General features: G+C 68.4%; 16 protein-coding genes and 1 tRNA gene. 9 read left to right on the top strand and 8 right to left on the bottom strand.

From position 1 onward, the window contains the following. Nucleotides 1-9: 9 nt before the first annotated feature. The 6 genes from SJY11_RS08965 to SJY11_RS08940 all read right to left on the bottom strand — a co-directional run bounded on the left by SJY11_RS08965 (nt 10) and on the right by SJY11_RS08940 (nt 6,238). A complete protein-coding gene (locus tag SJY11_RS08965) occupies nt 10-603 on the bottom strand; it encodes a FliH/SctL family protein (RefSeq protein ID WP_376986246.1) in 594 nt (197 codons plus the stop codon). A 2-nt stretch (nt 604-605) separates the two neighbouring features. Next, nucleotides 606-1,595 (bottom strand): flagellar motor switch protein FliG, encoded by a 990-nt coding sequence (gene fliG, locus SJY11_RS08960; RefSeq protein ID WP_376989282.1) that lies wholly within the window; start codon nt 1,593-1,595, stop codon nt 606-608. A gap of 92 nt (nt 1,596-1,687) precedes the next feature. Then, a complete protein-coding gene (gene fliF, locus SJY11_RS08955; protein ID WP_376986245.1) occupies nt 1,688-3,361 on the bottom strand; it encodes a flagellar basal-body MS-ring/collar protein FliF in 1,674 nt (557 codons plus the stop codon). Nucleotides 3,362-3,583: 222 nt separating this feature from the next. Further along, nucleotides 3,584-3,859: a CtrA inhibitor SciP gene (gene sciP / locus SJY11_RS08950; RefSeq protein WP_054144637.1), complete on the bottom strand. Its 276-nt coding sequence runs from the start codon at nt 3,857-3,859 to the stop codon at nt 3,584-3,586. Between the two features lie 107 nt (nt 3,860-3,966). Then, nucleotides 3,967-4,638: a flagellar hook assembly protein FlgD gene (locus SJY11_RS08945; protein ID WP_376986244.1), complete on the bottom strand. Its 672-nt coding sequence runs from the start codon at nt 4,636-4,638 to the stop codon at nt 3,967-3,969. A 16-nt stretch (nt 4,639-4,654) separates the two neighbouring features. Continuing rightward, nucleotides 4,655-6,238 (bottom strand): flagellar hook-length control protein FliK, encoded by a 1,584-nt coding sequence (locus SJY11_RS08940; protein WP_376986243.1) that lies wholly within the window; start codon nt 6,236-6,238, stop codon nt 4,655-4,657. Nucleotides 6,239-6,540: 302 nt separating this feature from the next. Between SJY11_RS08940 and mnmA the strand changes: the two genes are divergently transcribed. From mnmA to SJY11_RS08915, 5 genes are all read left to right on the top strand, one after another. After that, nucleotides 6,541-7,725 carry a tRNA 2-thiouridine(34) synthase MnmA gene (gene mnmA, locus SJY11_RS08935; protein ID WP_376986242.1) on the top strand — a complete coding sequence of 395 codons (1,185 nt, stop codon included), beginning with the start codon at nt 6,541-6,543 and terminating at the stop codon, nt 7,723-7,725. A gap of 48 nt (nt 7,726-7,773) precedes the next feature. Next, nucleotides 7,774-8,430: a class I SAM-dependent methyltransferase gene (locus SJY11_RS08930; RefSeq protein WP_376986241.1), complete on the top strand. Its 657-nt coding sequence runs from the start codon at nt 7,774-7,776 to the stop codon at nt 8,428-8,430. A 100-nt stretch (nt 8,431-8,530) separates the two neighbouring features. After that, nucleotides 8,531-8,607 (top strand) — tRNA-Met (locus SJY11_RS08925). A gap of 104 nt (nt 8,608-8,711) precedes the next feature. Further along, nucleotides 8,712-9,356: an SOS response-associated peptidase gene (locus SJY11_RS08920; RefSeq protein WP_376986239.1), complete on the top strand. Its 645-nt coding sequence runs from the start codon at nt 8,712-8,714 to the stop codon at nt 9,354-9,356. 98 nt (nt 9,357-9,454) lie between these two features. Beyond that, on the top strand, nt 9,455-10,438 hold the full coding sequence (locus SJY11_RS08915; RefSeq protein WP_376986238.1) for a M14 family metallopeptidase: 984 nt from the start codon (nt 9,455-9,457) through the stop codon (nt 10,436-10,438). Between the two features lie 8 nt (nt 10,439-10,446). Here SJY11_RS08915 and SJY11_RS08910 read toward each other — a convergent pair whose 3' ends face one another. Then, nucleotides 10,447-11,037 carry a helix-turn-helix domain-containing protein gene (locus SJY11_RS08910; RefSeq protein WP_376986237.1) on the bottom strand — a complete coding sequence of 197 codons (591 nt, stop codon included), beginning with the start codon at nt 11,035-11,037 and terminating at the stop codon, nt 10,447-10,449. A gap of 133 nt (nt 11,038-11,170) precedes the next feature. On the opposite strand from SJY11_RS08910, the gene SJY11_RS08905 reads away from it, so the two are divergent. The 4 genes from SJY11_RS08905 (at nt 11,171) to SJY11_RS08890 (ending at nt 14,852) form a co-directional block, all read left to right on the top strand. Beyond that, on the top strand, nt 11,171-11,926 hold the full coding sequence (locus SJY11_RS08905) for an ABC transporter substrate-binding protein (RefSeq protein ID WP_376986236.1): 756 nt from the start codon (nt 11,171-11,173) through the stop codon (nt 11,924-11,926). A gap of 191 nt (nt 11,927-12,117) precedes the next feature. After that, nucleotides 12,118-12,780, top strand: a complete 663-nt coding sequence (locus SJY11_RS08900; protein ID WP_376986235.1) for an amino acid ABC transporter permease — start codon at nt 12,118-12,120, stop codon at nt 12,778-12,780. A gap of 26 nt (nt 12,781-12,806) precedes the next feature. Further along, nucleotides 12,807-13,538 (top strand): amino acid ABC transporter ATP-binding protein, encoded by a 732-nt coding sequence (locus SJY11_RS08895; protein ID WP_324135143.1) that lies wholly within the window; start codon nt 12,807-12,809, stop codon nt 13,536-13,538. 12 nt (nt 13,539-13,550) lie between these two features. After that, nucleotides 13,551-14,852, top strand: a complete 1,302-nt coding sequence (locus tag SJY11_RS08890) for an NAD(P)/FAD-dependent oxidoreductase (RefSeq protein WP_376986234.1) — start codon at nt 13,551-13,553, stop codon at nt 14,850-14,852. A 39-nt stretch (nt 14,853-14,891) separates the two neighbouring features. Here the strand turns inward: SJY11_RS08890 and SJY11_RS08885 are convergent, their stop codons facing one another. Then, nucleotides 14,892-15,638 carry a glucose 1-dehydrogenase gene (locus SJY11_RS08885; protein ID WP_376986233.1) on the bottom strand — a complete coding sequence of 249 codons (747 nt, stop codon included), beginning with the start codon at nt 15,636-15,638 and terminating at the stop codon, nt 14,892-14,894. Nucleotides 15,639-15,856 lie beyond the last annotated feature (218 nt).

The raw sequence follows: 15,856 nt of genomic DNA, 5'->3' as shown, positions 1-15,856 counted from the left end.
GCTCAATCCTCACTGCGCGGGCGGCCGGAAGCTGGGGAAAGCGGTCGCGACCGCCTGATCCACCAGCAGCTTCAGCCGCTCCGCCTCGATGACGAAACCGCCATCGGCCCATTCGATGCGCCCGTCCTCGGGCGCGATGTCCGGTTCGCCCAGAACCACCAGGCGGCCCGCAAAACCCATTTCCTGCGCCAGCCGCTTGACCAGGCCTTCCGCCGCCTCGACGGCGGCGTCATTGACCCGCATGACCAGATGCGGCGCCTGCCGCGCCTGCGCCAGGCATTCCCGCAAGCCGTTCTCGAGCGCCGCGAGGGGGCGCTCGTCGAGGGCGGCCCCAGCCAGCGCCTTCGCCGCGACGATGGCGACATAGGCGGCCCTCGCCTCGACCTCCGCCGCATGCGCGGCCTCCTGCGTGACGAGCCGCTCGGCCGAGCGGGCCAGCTGCGCGAGCAGCCCGTTCAGCTGGTGCTCCGCGTCCCGGCGGCCTTCCTCGCGGCCGATCGCGAGCCCCTCGGCACGCGCAGCCGCGACCTCGGCCTCGCCGGCGGCGCGCCGTCCGCCTTCCCGAAAATCCGTTCCGAACGTGAAACGTGTGGCTGTGCTCATCGTCAATAAACCAACTCGTCTTCCGCATTGCCCTTGGAGAGGACGATTTCACCTTTGTCGGCGAGTTCCTTGGTCAGCGTGACCAGCTTCGTCTGCGCCTCGTCGACCTCCTTGAGACGCAGCGGCCCGAGGCCCTGAATGTCATCCTGCATGTTCTTGACCGCGCGCTGGGACATCGCGCTGAAGAAGAAGTCCCGCATGGTTTCGCTCGCGCCCTTGAGCGCGCGGGTCAGCGTGTCCTTGTCGACCTGGCGCATCAGCGTCTGCAGCCCAGCAGGATCGAGCTTGGCGAGATCCTCGAACGTGAACATGAGGGCCCGGATGCGGGCGGCCGAATCCTGGTTGGACACGTCCAGGGCCGAGAGGAAGCGCATCTCGGTCTGGCGATCGAAGCCGTTGAAGATTTCGGCCATCATCTCATGCGGGTCGCGGCGGCGCGTCTGTGTCAGCGTCGCGACGAACTCGGTGCGCAGCGTGTTCTCGATATGGTCGAGCGCTTCCTTCTGGACCGATTCCAGCCGCAGCATCCGCCCGACGACCTCGATCGACAGATCGTTGGGAAGGTTGCGCAACACATTGGCCGAGTGCTCGGGACGGATCTTGGAGAGAATCACGGCGATCGTCTGCGGGTACTCGTTCTTCAGGAAGTTGGCGAGCACCACGGCGTCGATATTGCCGAGCTTCTGCCACATGTTGCGGCCGGCCGGACCGCGGATCTCCTCCATGATCATGGCGACCTGGTCGCCGGGCAGGATCTTCTCGAGCAGCGAGATCGTCCGGTCGAAGGAGCCGGTGACGGCGCCGGCGCTGGACAGCTTGCCGACGAAATCCAGCATCAGCCGCTCGACATCGTCGGCATCGACCGTGCCGAGTTCCGCCATGGCGCGGGTGATGATGCGGATTTCCTCGTCGTCGAACTCCGACCAGATCTTCTTGCCGTGATCTTCGCCGAGCACGAGCAGGATGACCGCGGCCCGCTGCGGGCCGGTCATCTCATCGATATTGGTGACGCCGAGGCCACCGCCTTCGATGGAGCCGTCGCGATTGGCGAGGGAGCGCGATTCAGCCATGGCTCAATGCCCCGTCATGCCGCGGCTTTTTCATGGATCCAGGTCCGTAGCACCGCGACGCTGTCCGCCGGGTTCTGGGAAACCATCTGGCCGATCTTCTCGACCGACTGCGCCTTGAGCTGCCCCTTGAACTGGGCGACGGCCAGCATGCGTTCCGAGGGCAGCTCCACGTTGAGCGGATCGCCGTCGGCGCTGGGAAGCGCGCGCGACGCGGCCGGATCACCGTTCGTTTCGGCGGGAATCATCGCGACGCCGTTGCGGATGATCATGGGCCCGCCCCGCGCGGCCGCCCCGGGATCCGGCGCCAGGATCTGCTTCAGCAGCGGCCGCACGACCACCATCAGCACGATCAGCGTCAGCAGGGCGATCACGCCGATCTCGGCGAAGCGGATCACGTCCTCCTTGGTGATGGAGAGCAGTTGCTGCATCAGGGTCTGCTCGACGAGATCGGTCACCGTCGGCGGCGCCTCGGCGAAGCGCAGATTGACGACCTCGAGCTTGTCGCCACGGGCCTCGTCGAAGCCGGCCGCTGTGCGCACCAGCTGGCCGATCCGTTCGAGATCCTCGTTGCTGCGCGGCTGATAGGTCACCTCGCCATTGGCGCCGCGGGTATAGGTGCCGTCGACGAGCACGGCGACCGACAGGCGCTTGACGCGTCCGCCCTCCAGGACCTCCGTGCGGGTCGTGCGGGAGATCTCGTAATTGACGACCTCCTCGTTCTTCTGGGAGTTGTCCCGCGGCGCGTTGCCGCCCTGGCCCGGCTGGGCGCCGGGCAGTTCGTTGCCGACGGTGACCGCGCCGCCGCCCTCGGAGGTGGTCGAGGCTTCCGTGCGGTTCTGGCTGGAGCGGACGACGCGGCTCTCGGGATCGAAGGTCTCGGAGCGGCTCTCGATGCGGTTGACGTCGAGCGCCGCCGAGACCTGCACGCGGGCACGTCCATGACCGACGATGCTGGCGACGATATCCTCGATCTGGAGCTTGAGCCGGCGTTCGATGCCGACCTGACGCTCCTCGATGCCGAGTCCCGCAATGCCATTGTCCGACTGCGCGCCGTCGGCCAGCAGGCGCCCGCGCTCGTCGACGATCGAGACCCGCTCGGGCTTCAGCCCGTCGACGGCGGATGAGACGAGATGGCGGATCGCGCGCACCTGCGCGGCATCGAGCTCTCCAGCCAGCTTGAGCGCGATCGAGGCGCGCGGTGGCTCGCGGTCACGCTCGAACAGGCGCTTCTCCGGAATCACGAGATGCACGCGTGCGGCCTGGACCCGGCTGATCGAGCGGATGGTGCGCGACAGCTCCCCCTCGAGCGCACGCATGTGGTTGATGTTCTGGACGAAGCTGGTCGAGGAAAAGGCGTCGCCCTTGTCGAAGATCTCGTAGCCGACGCCGCCGCCGGCCGGAATCCCCTTGCTGGCGAGGTCGAGCCGCAGCCGCGCGACGGTTGCCTTGTCGACGAGAATGGTCTGGCCGTCGCCGCGCAGCTCGTATTTGACGCCGCGCGTGTCGAGATCCTTCAGGATGGCGCTGACGTCCGACGAGTTCAGGTCCGAGAACAGCACCCCCATGGTCGGCTGGGACATGCGCAGCATGACGAAGCCGAAGAACCCGACCAGCGCGAGCGTGACCGCCAGCATGGCCGCCAGGCGGGCTGACCCGAAACGCGAGAACTGTTCGACGATGCCGCTCACGCCGCTATCCGTTTCACAAAGCCGTCCTGCCCGCTTCTGATCGCGGGTCACTAGGCAAGTTTTTCCCGGTGCGTGGTTAGCGCCCGGTTAATTTTTGCCGGGCGGCCGTTAAAGATTGTGGGCAAGCCCCGTGCTCGCACCCGCGGACGGCGGTCATCCGCAACGCAAAAGGCGCCGGTCCGGAGACCGACGCCTGTCTGAATCTGGCAATGGTGGCAGCGCCTACTGCCGGTAATGCTGGATGCGTGTGGTCCGCAGCCCCGCCAGACCGTGCTGGTCGATCGACATCTGCCAGCTGAGGAACTCATCCACCGTGAGGGTGTACCGCTGGCAGGCTTCTTCGAGGCTGAGCAGGCCGCCGCGCACCGCGGCGACGACCTCGGCCTTGCGCCGGATCACCCAGCGGCGGGTATTCATCGGAGGGAGGTCCGCGATCGTCAGCGGACTTCCGTCCGGTCCGATCACGTATTTCACCCGCGGTCGCAAAGGCTCGCTCATGGTACACTCACACAACTCAACAGAGCTACTTGTGATGAGCATAGGGCCACCGCTTTAAGAATTGCCTAAGGCGAAAGCGCTGGGTTTCGGCATCGGTGATTCGCTCTTCACTGCGCCCGGACGACGCTCTTGACCTTGTCGATCGGCACGCTGATCGAGCCGATCTTCAGGGTCGGGATCGATCCGGTGAAGTCGACGCCATCGACCACGCCGCTGATCTTGGTCGCGGCCGTCATGGCGGCGCCCGTCGTGTCCTTCGCATCGACCGTGATGGTGTATTCGCCATCGGCCGCCTTCTGCGCCGTCGAGGTCGTGCCGTCCCAGCTATAGGTCTGGTCGCCTGCGGTCAGCGTCTTGGTCAGTGTCTGGACGACGCTGCCCTTCGAATCCTTGATCGTGATCGTCGCGACGCCGCCGCGCGGCACGTTGACCTGCCATTCGGCCTTGCCTTTCTCCAGGCGCGTCGTCGCTCCATCGGAGGTGATCGTCGCGCCGATGAAGCCCACCGCGTTCGTCGCCGTGCCCGCCGCATTCAGGCTGAGCAGCGAGGTCAGCGTCTCATTGGTCTTCAACTGCTGCTCGACGCCGGCAAACTGGACGAGTTGTTGCGTGAACTGATTGGTGTCGAGCGGATCGAGCGGCGACTGGTTCTTGAGCTGCGTCGTCAGCAGCGTCAGGAACTGGTCGAAATTCTCGGCGATCGCGGCGCCGCCGGAAACGGTGCTGGCACTGCTGGTTGAGCTGGTGCTGGTCGAGCTGGTGGTGCTGGAGACGGCCATGGCGCTCCTCCTTGGATCAGACGCTCATGTCCACGCCGCCGAGCCGCACGAAGCGGCGCAGGGGCGCGGATGACGTCACGATGGGGGTGTCTTCGGTAGAATTGGCGTTGCTCCCGGACCCGCGGGGGCGTTGGGGCGCCTCGTCCTGCTGCCGCGGCTGACGGAAGCCGGACTGGTCGGAGGGATCGCGCAGGCTGATGTCGACTCCGGCGTCGGAAGGCTTCAGCCCCGCCTGCTCGAAGGCGCGCTCGAGCGTGCGCGCATCGCGCTGCAGCAGATGCAGCGTCTCGACGCGGTCCACGACCATCTTCGCGCTCACCTCTCCGGCGTCGGAGATCGAGAGCGTGACATCGACGCGGCCGAGCTCACCCGGATCCAGCCGGATGTCGAACTGGCGCGCTCCGGCCAGGGCCTTGAGCCCGATCTCGATCGGCAGCACATGCAGCGGGGTCGGCGGGCCTTCCGCCGCCGTCTGGCCCTGCGGCTGGCTGGACGGAGCGACGATCGGGTCCGCAATGGTCATCAGGCGCAGCGGATCGGGCCGGGCCGCGCCCTGCTGGGGCTGCACCGATGCATCGATGGCATTCAGCAGTTGTTCGAACCGCTCTGCCGACTTGGTCTCGGTCCCGGCGACGGGCTGGGGCGCGGCGCCGCCTTCGCTCTTGGCCAGCTTGTCGAGACCTTCGCCCGGAGTCTGCGGGAGGGCGTCGGCCTTCGGCGCAGCGCCGGTCTCGGCCGCCACCAGCGACAGCTGGGATTGTGCCGGGGCGCCCGGCCGCGTCGGCGTGGGCGCGACAGCATCCGCGGACGCGCCGGACTCCGCGGTCTCGGCACCGGCCTGGGCGGCGATGCCGCTGGCTGCGGTGCCGGCCGCGGTGAGGGCCACCGCCGCGGCAAGGGCGGCCGCATCGGCCTGTTTCGTCTGCTTCTGTTCCTCGCCGACGGCCGCCGTGCCGGCCGCCGTCGCGGCGGGAAACTCGGGCGTGACGGGCGCTGGAACAAGCTGCGGCAACACCGGCACGGGCGTCGGCACGGCGGCGTCGGCCGCAGTGGCCGTGGCGCTCTCGCTGGCCTTGGCCTCCTCGCCGCCCTCCGTGGCGCCTGCGGCCTTCGTCTTGACCGTCGGCATCGGCAACATCTCGCCGGCGACCAGCGAGGGATCGACCTGCGGGGTCGGCTGCGCCTGGCTCTCGCCCTCGGCGGCGGCCGCGATGGTGACGAGCGCGGCGATGTCGAGCTTCGGCGCTTTCGGCCCGCTCGACAGCAGGACCTCGGGGGTTGCGGCGACGGGCTTGCCGGGCTCGGCGAGCGACGGCTTGGCGGGCGCCGTCTTCGCGTCCGGCTCCGCTGCGGCGGTCTCGTTGGAGGCAGCGGTCTCGTCGGAGGCAGCGATCCTGGCGCGGCTCTCGGCCTCGGCCTTGGTTCGCGGGTTTTGATCGTCAGCGGCGCGCTGCGTCTCCGATGTTTCGCGGGCGGCCTGATCCGCCGCAGCCGCCGTATCACGGCGGGCTTCGCGGCTCGCCGTCCGCGTGTCCGCGACCGGCTCGTCCGGCGGCAGGGCGAAGCTTTCCCGCGCCGCATCGGCGTCGCGATCGGCCATGCGCCGACGCGCAGCCGCGCCGTCGGCGGGAGGGGGGGAACTCGACAGGGGCTGTATCGACATCGTCTCGTCCGCAACACGGGCGCAGAACGCCCCTGCGGCTCTCACAGCAATGCCTGGGCCACGACCGCAATCAATGAAATCAGAGTGTTAGAGGCAACAAAGCCGATCGGCCGCGGCAAGATCGGCCGCATCGGGGCCTCCGGGCGGCAGCTTTTGCCCATCGCGGCTGGCCGCGCCGCGCCAAAACCGGTATAGAGCCCGCGTCTCGCCTCCCCCGCCGCAGGACCGCCCCGCTTTCCATGACCGCGCCCCGCAACTCCCTCGACATCGCCAAGCCGCCCGCGGCCACGCGCGTCGTCGCGGCGATGTCGGGCGGCGTCGATTCCTCGGTGGTGGCCGCCCTGCTGAAGCGCGAGGGCTATGACGTCGTCGGCGTGACGCTGCAGCTCTACGACCATGGCGCCGCCGTCCACCGCGCCGGGGCCTGCTGCGCCGGGCAGGACATCCATGACGCGCGCCGCGTCGCCGAGCAGATCGGCATCCCCCATTACGTCCTCGATTACGAGAACCGCTTCCGCGACGCCGTGATCGAGCGCTTTGCCGAGAGCTATCTCGCCGGCGAGACTCCGATCCCCTGCGTCGAGTGCAACCGCACGGTGAAGTTCCAGGACCTGCTCGGGCTCGCCCGCGAACTCGGGGCCGACGCGCTGGCGACCGGCCATTACGTCGTTGGCCGCGAGCTGGCCGATGGCCGTCGCGGCCTGTTCCGCGCCGCCGATGCCAACCGCGACCAGAGCTATTTCCTCTATGCGACGACGCAGGAGCAGCTCGATCTGCTGCGCTTCCCGCTCGGCAGCATCGACAAGGCGCAGACCCGCGCGCTCGCCGCCGAACTCGGCCTCGGCATCGCCGACAAGCCCGACAGCCAGGACATCTGCTTCGTCCCCAATGGCCGCTATGCCGACGTCATCGAGCGGCTGAAGCCGGGCGCGGCGCGGCCGGGCGAAATCGTCCATCTCGACGGCCGGGTGCTCGGCCGCCATGAGGGCGTGCTGCGCTTCACCGTCGGCCAGCGCAAGGGCCTGGGCCTGAGCACGCCCGAGCCGCTCTATGTCCTGCGGCTCGACGCCGACGAGGCCCGCGTCATCGTCGGCCCGCGCGAGGCGCTCAATGTCCGCGAGGTCCGGCTGCGCGATCTCAACTGGCTCGGCGAGACTGCGCTTGAGTCCCTGCCGTCGGAAGGCCTCGATGTCGCCGTGCGCGTGCGCTCGACGCGCCCCCCGCGCGAGGCGCGCCTGCTGCGCGACGCGGCCGGGCTCAAGGTCGAACTCGCCACCGATGAGGAGGGCGTCTCGCCCGGCCAGGCCTGCGTGATCTATGCCGATGCCGGCCCCGGCGCCCGCGTGCTCGGCGGCGGCACCATCATCCGCCCCGAATTGCGGATGCCGCAGGCGAAGGCCACCGCCGACCTCGCCCTCTCCTGACGCCGGCCGCCCGGCTCCTCTTCGTCCATCCCGCTCGCGAGCCGCTCCATGCCGGTGCCAGACCATCTCGAAAGCCAGAAGCGCGTCTATGCCATCTGGGCGCGCATCTATGACCGGATCTACCAGAACCTGCTGGCCGGGCCGCAGCGCGAGGCCGTGGCCGCGGCTTGCGCCTGCGGGCCCGACATCCTCGAGATCGGCGTCGGCACGGGCCTGACCCTGCCCTATTTCACCCCGGGCTCGCGCGTCGTCGGCGCCGATCTTTCGCTCGACATGCTGAAAGTGGCCAACCGCAAGGTCGCCAGCCAGGGCCTCTCGCATGTGCGCGGGCTGATGGTGATGGACGCCTGCCGGCTCGGTTTCGCCGACGAGGCCTTCGATGCGGTGACCGCGCAGTTCGTCATCACCCTCGTACCCGACCCCGAACAGGCGCTGACCGAGATGGACCGCGTGCTGAAGCCCGGCGGCGAGATCGTGATCTCCAGCCGCCTCGTCGACGATGGCGGGCCTTTTGCCGCGCTCTGGTCGGCACTCGCGCCGCTCGCCCGCGCCGTCGGCTGGAGCTCGGACTTCAAGGTCAGCCGCCTCACCGGCTGGGCCGCGCGCACCGGGCGCTACGAGACCACCCATGTCGGCTCGGGCTATTTCAAGGTGGTGCGGCTGCGCAAGCTCGCCTCCGCCGGCTCCGCGACCGCAACGGCCTGACCGCGCGGGAACCGGCGAGCCGAGGCTTGACGAGCCCCAGTCCGCCCCCCTATATCGCGGCCTCCGGCGAACGGCGGCCTTCGGGCGGGCCGGTCATTGGGGCGGGGTAGCTCAGCTGGTTAGAGCAGCGGAATCATAATCCGCGTGTCGGGGGTTCAAGTCCCTCTCCCGCTACCAACGGATCTTCCAGGATCCACGTCGTGAGAGTTCTGACCTCCGATCCATCCATCCGGCTCTCCTGATCTCCGTATCGGGTCCGAGGCCGGGCAGAGGGTTGAGCGATGTGCAACCTCTACAGCCACACCCGCAATGTCGAGGCGATGCGCAAGCTCTTCGCCACCTTCGACGTGGCCGCACAGATCGTTCCGCAGCCCGGCATCTTTCCCGACTATGCCGCGCCCGTCATCCGCAACGAGGGCGGGACGCCGACGCTGGCGATGACGCGCTGGGGCATGCCCTCGCCCGCCTTCGCGCTGGAAGGCAGGAAGACCGACCCCGGCGTCACCAATGTGCGCAACACCAAGAGCCCGCACTGGCGCCGCTGGCTCGGCATCGAGAACCGCTGCCTCGTGCCCTTCACCGCCTTCAGCGAGTTCAACAGGGCCGAGGGCGGCGACATCTGGTTCGCCTTCGGCGAGGACCGCCCCACGGCCTTCTTCGCCGGTATCTGGACGCCGCAATGGACCAGCGCGCGCAAGCTGAAGGAGGGCCCGGTTTCGGCCGATCTCTACGCCTTCCTCACCACCGACCCCAATGCCGAGGTCAAGGCGATCCACCCCAAGGCCATGCCCGTCATCCTGACCACGCCGGAGGCCTGCGAAGCCTGGATGACCGCGCCCTGGGAGCGGGCGGCCGCGCTCCAGCGTCCCCTGCCCGATGGCGCGCTGCGGATCGTCGCGCGCGGAGTGAAGCAGGATGGCGGCTAGCTGATCCCTCGGTCGATCCCTCTCCCCCGCACCACACCGCGCCTTGACGCACCCGGCTCCTTTCGGCCTTCTCGCGCACCTCCCCCTCCGGACGCCCCATGACAGCCCCTGCCGACACCACCTGGACCGTTCCCGCCACCGACGCCGCGCCGCTGGAGAGCATCCGCTTCCACGGCCTGCAGGCGGGGCCGAAGCTGCTCGTGCTCGGCGCCGTGCATGGCAATGAGAGCTGCGGCCCCAAGGCGATCGCGCGCATCGTCGACGATTGCCGGGCCGGCCGGCTGCTGATCGCGCGCGGCGAGATCACCTTCGTGCCCGTGACCAACCCCAAGGCCTATCGCCAGAACACGCGCGAGGGCGACCGCAATCTCAACCGGGACCTGCGCGAGCGGCTGCAGCCGCTCGACAACGAGGACCGGATCGGCCGCAGGCTCTGCGCCCTGCTGCGCGAGCACGAGGTGCTGCTCGATGTGCATTCCTTCCGCGGCGAGGGCGAGCCCTTCGTCTTCTTCGGGCCGGAGGACAACACCGGCCCGCTCGAGCCCTTCCGCCACGGCGCGGCGGAGCTCGCGTTGGCCGCATGCCTCGGGGTTCCCGTCGCGATCCATGGCTGGCTCGACAACTACGTCCAGATCATCGCCGCGCGCGAGCGTCTGAACCTGCCGCCGCTCGCCGTCACCGAGGGCTTCGGCACGACCGAGTTCATGCGCTTTGCCGGCGGCTATGGCGTGACGCTGGAATGCGGGCAGCATGACGACCCGGCTTCCGTCGAGATCGGCTATGCCGCCATCCGCAACACGCTTGCCCATCTCGGCCTGATCGACGCGCCCGCCCCTGCGCCGGCGCTTGCCTCGGTGATCCAGATGACCGAGGTGGTGATCTGCGAGGCCGAAGGCGACCGGGTGGCGCAGGGCTGGAAGACCGGTGACCGCGTGCCGGCCGGGGCGCTGCTCGCGACGCGCGCCGATGGCCGCGCCGTGACCGCACCCAGCGACGGCTTCGTCATCTTCCCGAGCGCCACGGCCAAGCCCGGCGAGCCGATCTGCCATTTCGGCGTGGCGAGCCCGCGCCGGCCGCTCTGAGCGCGCCTTTAGAGGCAGTTCACCCAGAGAACCCGCGTCTCGCCCGCCGCCGCATTGGCGAAGCGGTGCGGCCGCGAGGACAGGAAGCGGAAGCTGTCGCCCTCCTGCAGCGTCCAGCTCTCCTGCTCGACGCTGAGGCTCATCGCGCCGCTCATCACCAGCCCGGCTTCCTCGCCACCATGGGTGTAGAGCTCGTCGCCCGTGCTGGCACCCGGCTCCATCTCGACCAGATAGAGGCTGAGCTTGGCGCCCTCGCTATGAGGGGTCAGCATCTGCTTGCGGATGCCGGAGCGCCAGAGCTTCAACTCGCTGCGCCCGGCCGCGCGCACGATTGTCGCGGTCTGGGACGAAGCCCCCTCGCCGCCCCTCGGGAAGAGATCGCCGATGCCCACCCCCAGCGCATCCGCCATGCTGACCAGCGCCCGCAGCGTCGGCGAGGACTTGCCGCGCTCGATCTGGCTGAGGAACCCGATCGAGAGATTGGTCCGCGTCGACAAATCGATGAGCGAGAGGCGGCGCTCGCGGCGCAGGCGGCGCAGGCCGGCCCCGATCTCCTGATCGACTTCCGGGCGGGACGGCGGGGCGGCAGGGCTGCTCATGAAGGCTCCATTCGTCGCCGTTATTTCATGCACGTGAAATCGCTTGCCGACAAGTTTGTCCTATGCTCGTATCTTCACGCAGGTGAAAATCCTGCGACCGCGTCACGCAGGCGCACACTCAGAGGATATCGCCATGGAACGTCGGACCTTTCTGTCGATGCTGGCAGGCAGCGCGCTTGCCGGCGGCCTGAGCCCGGCCTGGGCGCAGGCGGTTCTCAAGGTCGGCTCGACGCCGACGGGCAGCCCCTTCACCTTCCTCGACACCAAGACCAACACCATCGAAGGCGTGATGGTCGACCTGATCAAGGCGATCGCCGCCGTCTCCGACTTCAAGGTCGCGGTCGAGGGCATGCAGTTCTCGACGCTGATCCCGTCGCTCACCGGCAACAAGGTCGATATCGTCGCCGCCGCGATGTACATCACCCCGGTCCGCAAGGAGGTGATCGACTTCTCGGACCCGATCTACACCTATGGCGAGGGCCTGATCGTGCCGGCCACCGACACGAAGGACTATGTCGCGCTGGAGGACCTGAAGGGCAAGACGATCGGCGTGCAGATCGGCACGGCCTATGTCGACAAGCTGCAGAGCTCGGGCCTGTTCTCGGAGGTGAAGCTCTACAAGACGCTGCCCGACATCCTCGCCGACGTGAACGCCGCCCGCGTCCAGGCCGCTGTCTTCGACCTGCCGATCATCGCCTACAACCTCTCGCAGGGCCAGTTCCCGCGCGTGCGCATCGTCAAGACCTACAAGCCGGTGATCTCGGGCTCCGTCGGCATCGGCGTGCGCAAGACGGATGGCGAACTGCTGAAGAAGATCAATGCCGGCCTCGCCAAGCTCAAGGCCGACGGCACGGTCGACAAGATCCTGGCCAAGTGGGGGCTCGCCTGAGCGCCGGTCGGGTTCTCCCGCACGAACCACACCGTCATCCCGGACGCAGCGAAGCGAAGCTCCGGGATCCATCGTAGGGCATTGTTGCATCCTATGATGGATCCCGGATCGGCGTCGCTTCGCGACTTGTCCGGGATGACGGGCTGAGGTTCACACGTTTCTGACTGCCTGCCTTAGACGCCAAGAACCGCATGCAAACCTTCCTGCGCGACGCCACCCAGTTCCTGCCGCTTCTCCTGCAGGGCGTGAAGTTCACGATCATCGTCGCGCTGGGCTCGCTCGCGCTCTCGACCGTGCTCGGCCTGGTCTGGGCGCTGATGCGCGTGTCGGGCATCGGCTGGCTGGCGACGACCGCCAAGATCGTCGTCAACACACTGCGCGGCATCCCGATCCTGGTGCAGCTCTTCTACATCTACTTCGTGCTGCCCGAGTTCGGCATCGCGCTGACGGCGCTGCAGGCGGCGATTATCGGGCTCGGCATCGCCTATTCGGCCTATCAGTCCGAGAACTTCCGCGCCGGCATCGAGGCGATCGACCACGGCCAGATCGAGGCCGCGCAGTCGATCGGCATGGGCTGGGGCCTGACCATGCGCCGGGTGATCCTGCCGCAGGCGATCCGCCTCGTTTTGCCACCCTATGGCAACATCATGGTGATGATGCTGAAGGATTCCTCGCAGGCCTCGACCATCACGGTGGCTGAACTCACGCTGCAGGGCACGCTGATCGCCTCCTCCACCTTCAAGAACATGACCGTCTACACGCTGGTCGCCCTGCTCTATCTGGCGATGTGCCTGCCGCTGATGGGGCTGGTGAGCTGGCTCGAACGCCGCTTCGGCAAGGGGGCCAGGCGATGACCGGGCATGCGATGGCGGGCGCGCCGATGATCGAGATCACCGGCGTCACCAAGAGCTTCGGCTCGTTTCCGGTGCTCAAGGGCATCACGGCGAGCGTCGCCAGGGGCGAAGTCGTCTGCCTGATCGGACCGTCCGGCTCCGGCAAGTCGACGATCCTGCGCTGCATCAACGGGCTCGAATCCTATGATGGCGGCGCGATCACGATCGACGGCGAACGCGTCGAGCGCGACAAGCCCTCGATCGTCGGCATCCGCACCGCGATGGCGATGGTGTTCCAGCGCTTCAACCTGTTCCCCCACCGCACCGCGCTGGAGAACGTCGTCGAGGGGCCGATCTTCGTGAAGAAGGAGCCGGCGGCACAGGCGATGGCGCGTGGGCGCGAACTGCTCGATCGTGTCGGCCTCGGCAACAAGATGGACGCCTATCCCGGGCAGTTGTCCGGCGGACAGATGCAGCGCGTCGCCATCGCGCGGGCGCTCTGCATGCAGCCCAAGGCGATCCTCTTCGACGAGCCGACTTCGGCGCTCGACCCCGAACTCGTCGGCGAGGTCCTGCAGGTGATGAAGAGCCTGGCCGAGGAGGGCATGACCATGCTCGTCGTCACCCATGAGATGGGCTTCGCCCGCGAGGTCGCCGACCGCGTGCTCTTCCTCGACGGCGGCGTCATCGTCGAGCAGGGCCCGTCGCGCGAGGTGCTGAGCGCGCCGACCCATCCGCGCACGCAGGATTTCCTGCGCCGCGTGCTGCGTCCGATCTGAGGAGCAAGCCCCGTGGCCGAACCCTTCCCGCTCGCCCCCTCGCTCTGGTTCGCGACCGCGCCGGCCGCAGCGCCAACACCGCCGCTGGCGCAGGACGTCAGCGCCGATGTCTGCGTGATCGGCGCCGGCTTCGCCGGACTGTCGACCGCGCTGCATCTGGCGGAGGCCGGCGTCTCCGTCGTGGTGCTCGAGGCGCATGAGCCCGGCTGGGGCGGCTCGGGCCGCAATGGCGGGCAGGTCATCCCCGGCATCAAATATGATCCGAGCGAAATCCTCGCCAAGTTCGGTCCCGTCGCGGGCGAGGCGCTGATCGGCTTCGTCGGCTCGACCGCCGATCTCGTCTTCGACCTGATCGCGAAACACGAAATGGACGTGCCGCACAAGCGCGCCGGCTGGATTCAAGGTGCGCATACCCCGGCCATGGTCGAGACGGTCAAGCGCCGTGCCGCCGAATGGCAGGCGCGCGGCGTCGATGCCGCCTTCCTCGACCAGGACGCCGCCGCCCGCCTGCTCGGCACGGATCGCTATCTCGCCGGCTGGGTAGACCGGCGCGCCGGCGGCGTGCAGCCGCTGGCCTATGCCCGCGGCCTGGCGAAGGCGGCCATCGCGGCCGGCGCCGCCATCCACGGCCAGAGCAAGGTCGTCTCGCTCACGCGCAGTGGATCGACCTGGACGGTGCGCACGGCCCAGGGCGCTACCGTCAAGGCGCCGCGCGTCGTCGTCGCCACCAATGGCTACACCGGCGACCTGATCCCGAAGCTGCGCCAGACCGTGATCCGGCCGAACTCCTTCATCGTCGCGACACAACCGCTGTCAGACAATGTCGCCGGCACGATCCTGCCCGAGGGACAGGTCACCTCCGACACGCGGCAATTGCTGCTCTACTTCCGCAAGGACCATCAGAACCGCCTGCTGATGGGCGGGCGCGGCCCGTTCCGCGAGCCGAGGGACGCCGCCGACTGGGCTCATCTCGAGCGCGTCGTCGGCAAGATGTATCCGCAGGCGAAGGGCGTGCCCTTCGACTTCCGCTGGTGCGGGCGGGTGGCGCTGACGCGCGATTTCCTGCCGCATCTGCACGAGCCGGAGCCCGGCCTGCTCGTCGACATCGGCTGCATGGGCCGCGGCGTCGGGCTGCAGAGCGCCATGGGCAAGGCGATGGCCGGCTATATCGCCACCGGCGACAAGGGCCGCCTGCCCTTCCCGGTCGTGCCGATCAGCCCGCTGCCCCTGCACGCGCTGAACGCGCTCTACGTCTCGGCCATCATCGCCTGGTACCGCCTCACCGATGGCGGCATGAAGGACAAGGCGGCCTGAGCACCGGCGGCGGGTATCCCCGCCACCGGCTCCAATCTCTCAGACGCAGCGCCCGCCATCGACGGCCAGCACGCTGCCGGTCACCATCTCGGATTCGTCGGAGCACAGGAACAGCGCGGCATTGGCGATGTCCTGCGGCGTCGAGAACCGGCCCCAGGGGATCGTCGCGGTGAAGGCCTTGCGCTTCTCCGGCGTGTCCTCGCCCATGAAGGTCGCCAGCAGCGGCGTCTCGCCGGCAACCGGCGCGATCGCGTTGACGCGGATGCGGTCCGGCGCCAGTTCCACCGCCATCGACTTCGACAGCAGGTTCACCGCGCCCTTGGAGCCGTTGTACCAGGTCAGGCCCGGCCGGGGCCGTACACCGGCGGTGGAGCCGATGTTGAGGATCACGCCGCCGCCATGCTCGCGGAAATGCGGCACCGTCGCCTTCGCCATCAGATAGATCGACTTGACGTTGACGTCGAAGACGCGGTCGAACTCCTCCTCACTGACGTCGAGCATGGGCTGGTTGCGGTGGCTGATGCCGGCGTTGTTGACGACGATGTCGAGCCGCCCGACCTTGGCGATGACTCGCGCCACGGCCTTCTCGACGCTCTTGCCCTTGCCGACGTCGCAGGTCACGGCGAAAGCCCGGCGGCCGATCGCCTGCGCGGCCTCCTTGGCCTTGTCGCCGTTGAGGTTGAGCAGCGCCACCCGCGCGCCCTCGCGAACGAAGGTCTCGGCGATGCCGAAGCCGAACCCCTGCGCCGCGCCGGTGATCAGCGCCGTCTTGCCCTTCAGTCTCATGATCTGTCCTCGGTCTTCCTGGGAATGCCATGTTTTTGGGAACGCCATCTTTGGCCGGGCCCGATGCCCGCGGCCAATGCGATTTGGCGATCCCGCTCAGACGGAAATGCTATGGCCGCGCATTCGCGCGCCCGCATGCTCCCCGCTTATGCCGGGGATCGCGAAACGATCTTTGACAGGCCCCGCCATTTGCGGCCCGATGGCGGCAACGACACAAG

The organism is Allobosea sp. R86505, from assembly GCF_042466375.1.
Taxonomy (GTDB): domain Bacteria; phylum Pseudomonadota; class Alphaproteobacteria; order Rhizobiales; family Beijerinckiaceae; genus Allobosea.
This window is presented reverse-complemented; position numbering and strand designations above follow the sequence as displayed.

Coding starts and splice junctions, on each gene's coding strand:
- SJY11_RS08915 (WP_376986238.1), top strand. CDS start 9,455: ATGACAGCCCCTGCCGACACCACCTGGACCGTTCCCGCCACCGACGCC.
- SJY11_RS08900 (WP_376986235.1), top strand. CDS start 12,118: ATGCAAACCTTCCTGCGCGACGCCACCCAGTTCCTGCCGCTTCTCCTG.
- SJY11_RS08905 (WP_376986236.1), top strand. CDS start 11,171: ATGGAACGTCGGACCTTTCTGTCGATGCTGGCAGGCAGCGCGCTTGCC.
- sciP (WP_054144637.1), bottom strand. CDS start 3,859: ATGAGCGAGCCTTTGCGACCGCGGGTGAAATACGTGATCGGACCGGAC.
- SJY11_RS08885 (WP_376986233.1), bottom strand. CDS start 15,638: ATGAGACTGAAGGGCAAGACGGCGCTGATCACCGGCGCGGCGCAGGGG.
- SJY11_RS08930 (WP_376986241.1), top strand. CDS start 7,774: ATGCCGGTGCCAGACCATCTCGAAAGCCAGAAGCGCGTCTATGCCATC.
- SJY11_RS08965 (WP_376986246.1), bottom strand. CDS start 603: ATGAGCACAGCCACACGTTTCACGTTCGGAACGGATTTTCGGGAAGGC.
- fliG (WP_376989282.1), bottom strand. CDS start 1,595: ATGACCGGCCCGCAGCGGGCCGCGGTCATCCTGCTCGTGCTCGGCGAA.
- SJY11_RS08920 (WP_376986239.1), top strand. CDS start 8,712: ATGTGCAACCTCTACAGCCACACCCGCAATGTCGAGGCGATGCGCAAG.
- SJY11_RS08895 (WP_324135143.1), top strand. CDS start 12,807: ATGATCGAGATCACCGGCGTCACCAAGAGCTTCGGCTCGTTTCCGGTG.
- SJY11_RS08940 (WP_376986243.1), bottom strand. CDS start 6,238: ATGGCCGATCGCGACGCCGATGCGGCGCGGGAAAGCTTCGCCCTGCCG.
- SJY11_RS08910 (WP_376986237.1), bottom strand. CDS start 11,037: ATGAGCAGCCCTGCCGCCCCGCCGTCCCGCCCGGAAGTCGATCAGGAG.
- SJY11_RS08945 (WP_376986244.1), bottom strand. CDS start 4,638: ATGGCCGTCTCCAGCACCACCAGCTCGACCAGCACCAGCTCAACCAGC.
- mnmA (WP_376986242.1), top strand. CDS start 6,541: ATGACCGCGCCCCGCAACTCCCTCGACATCGCCAAGCCGCCCGCGGCC.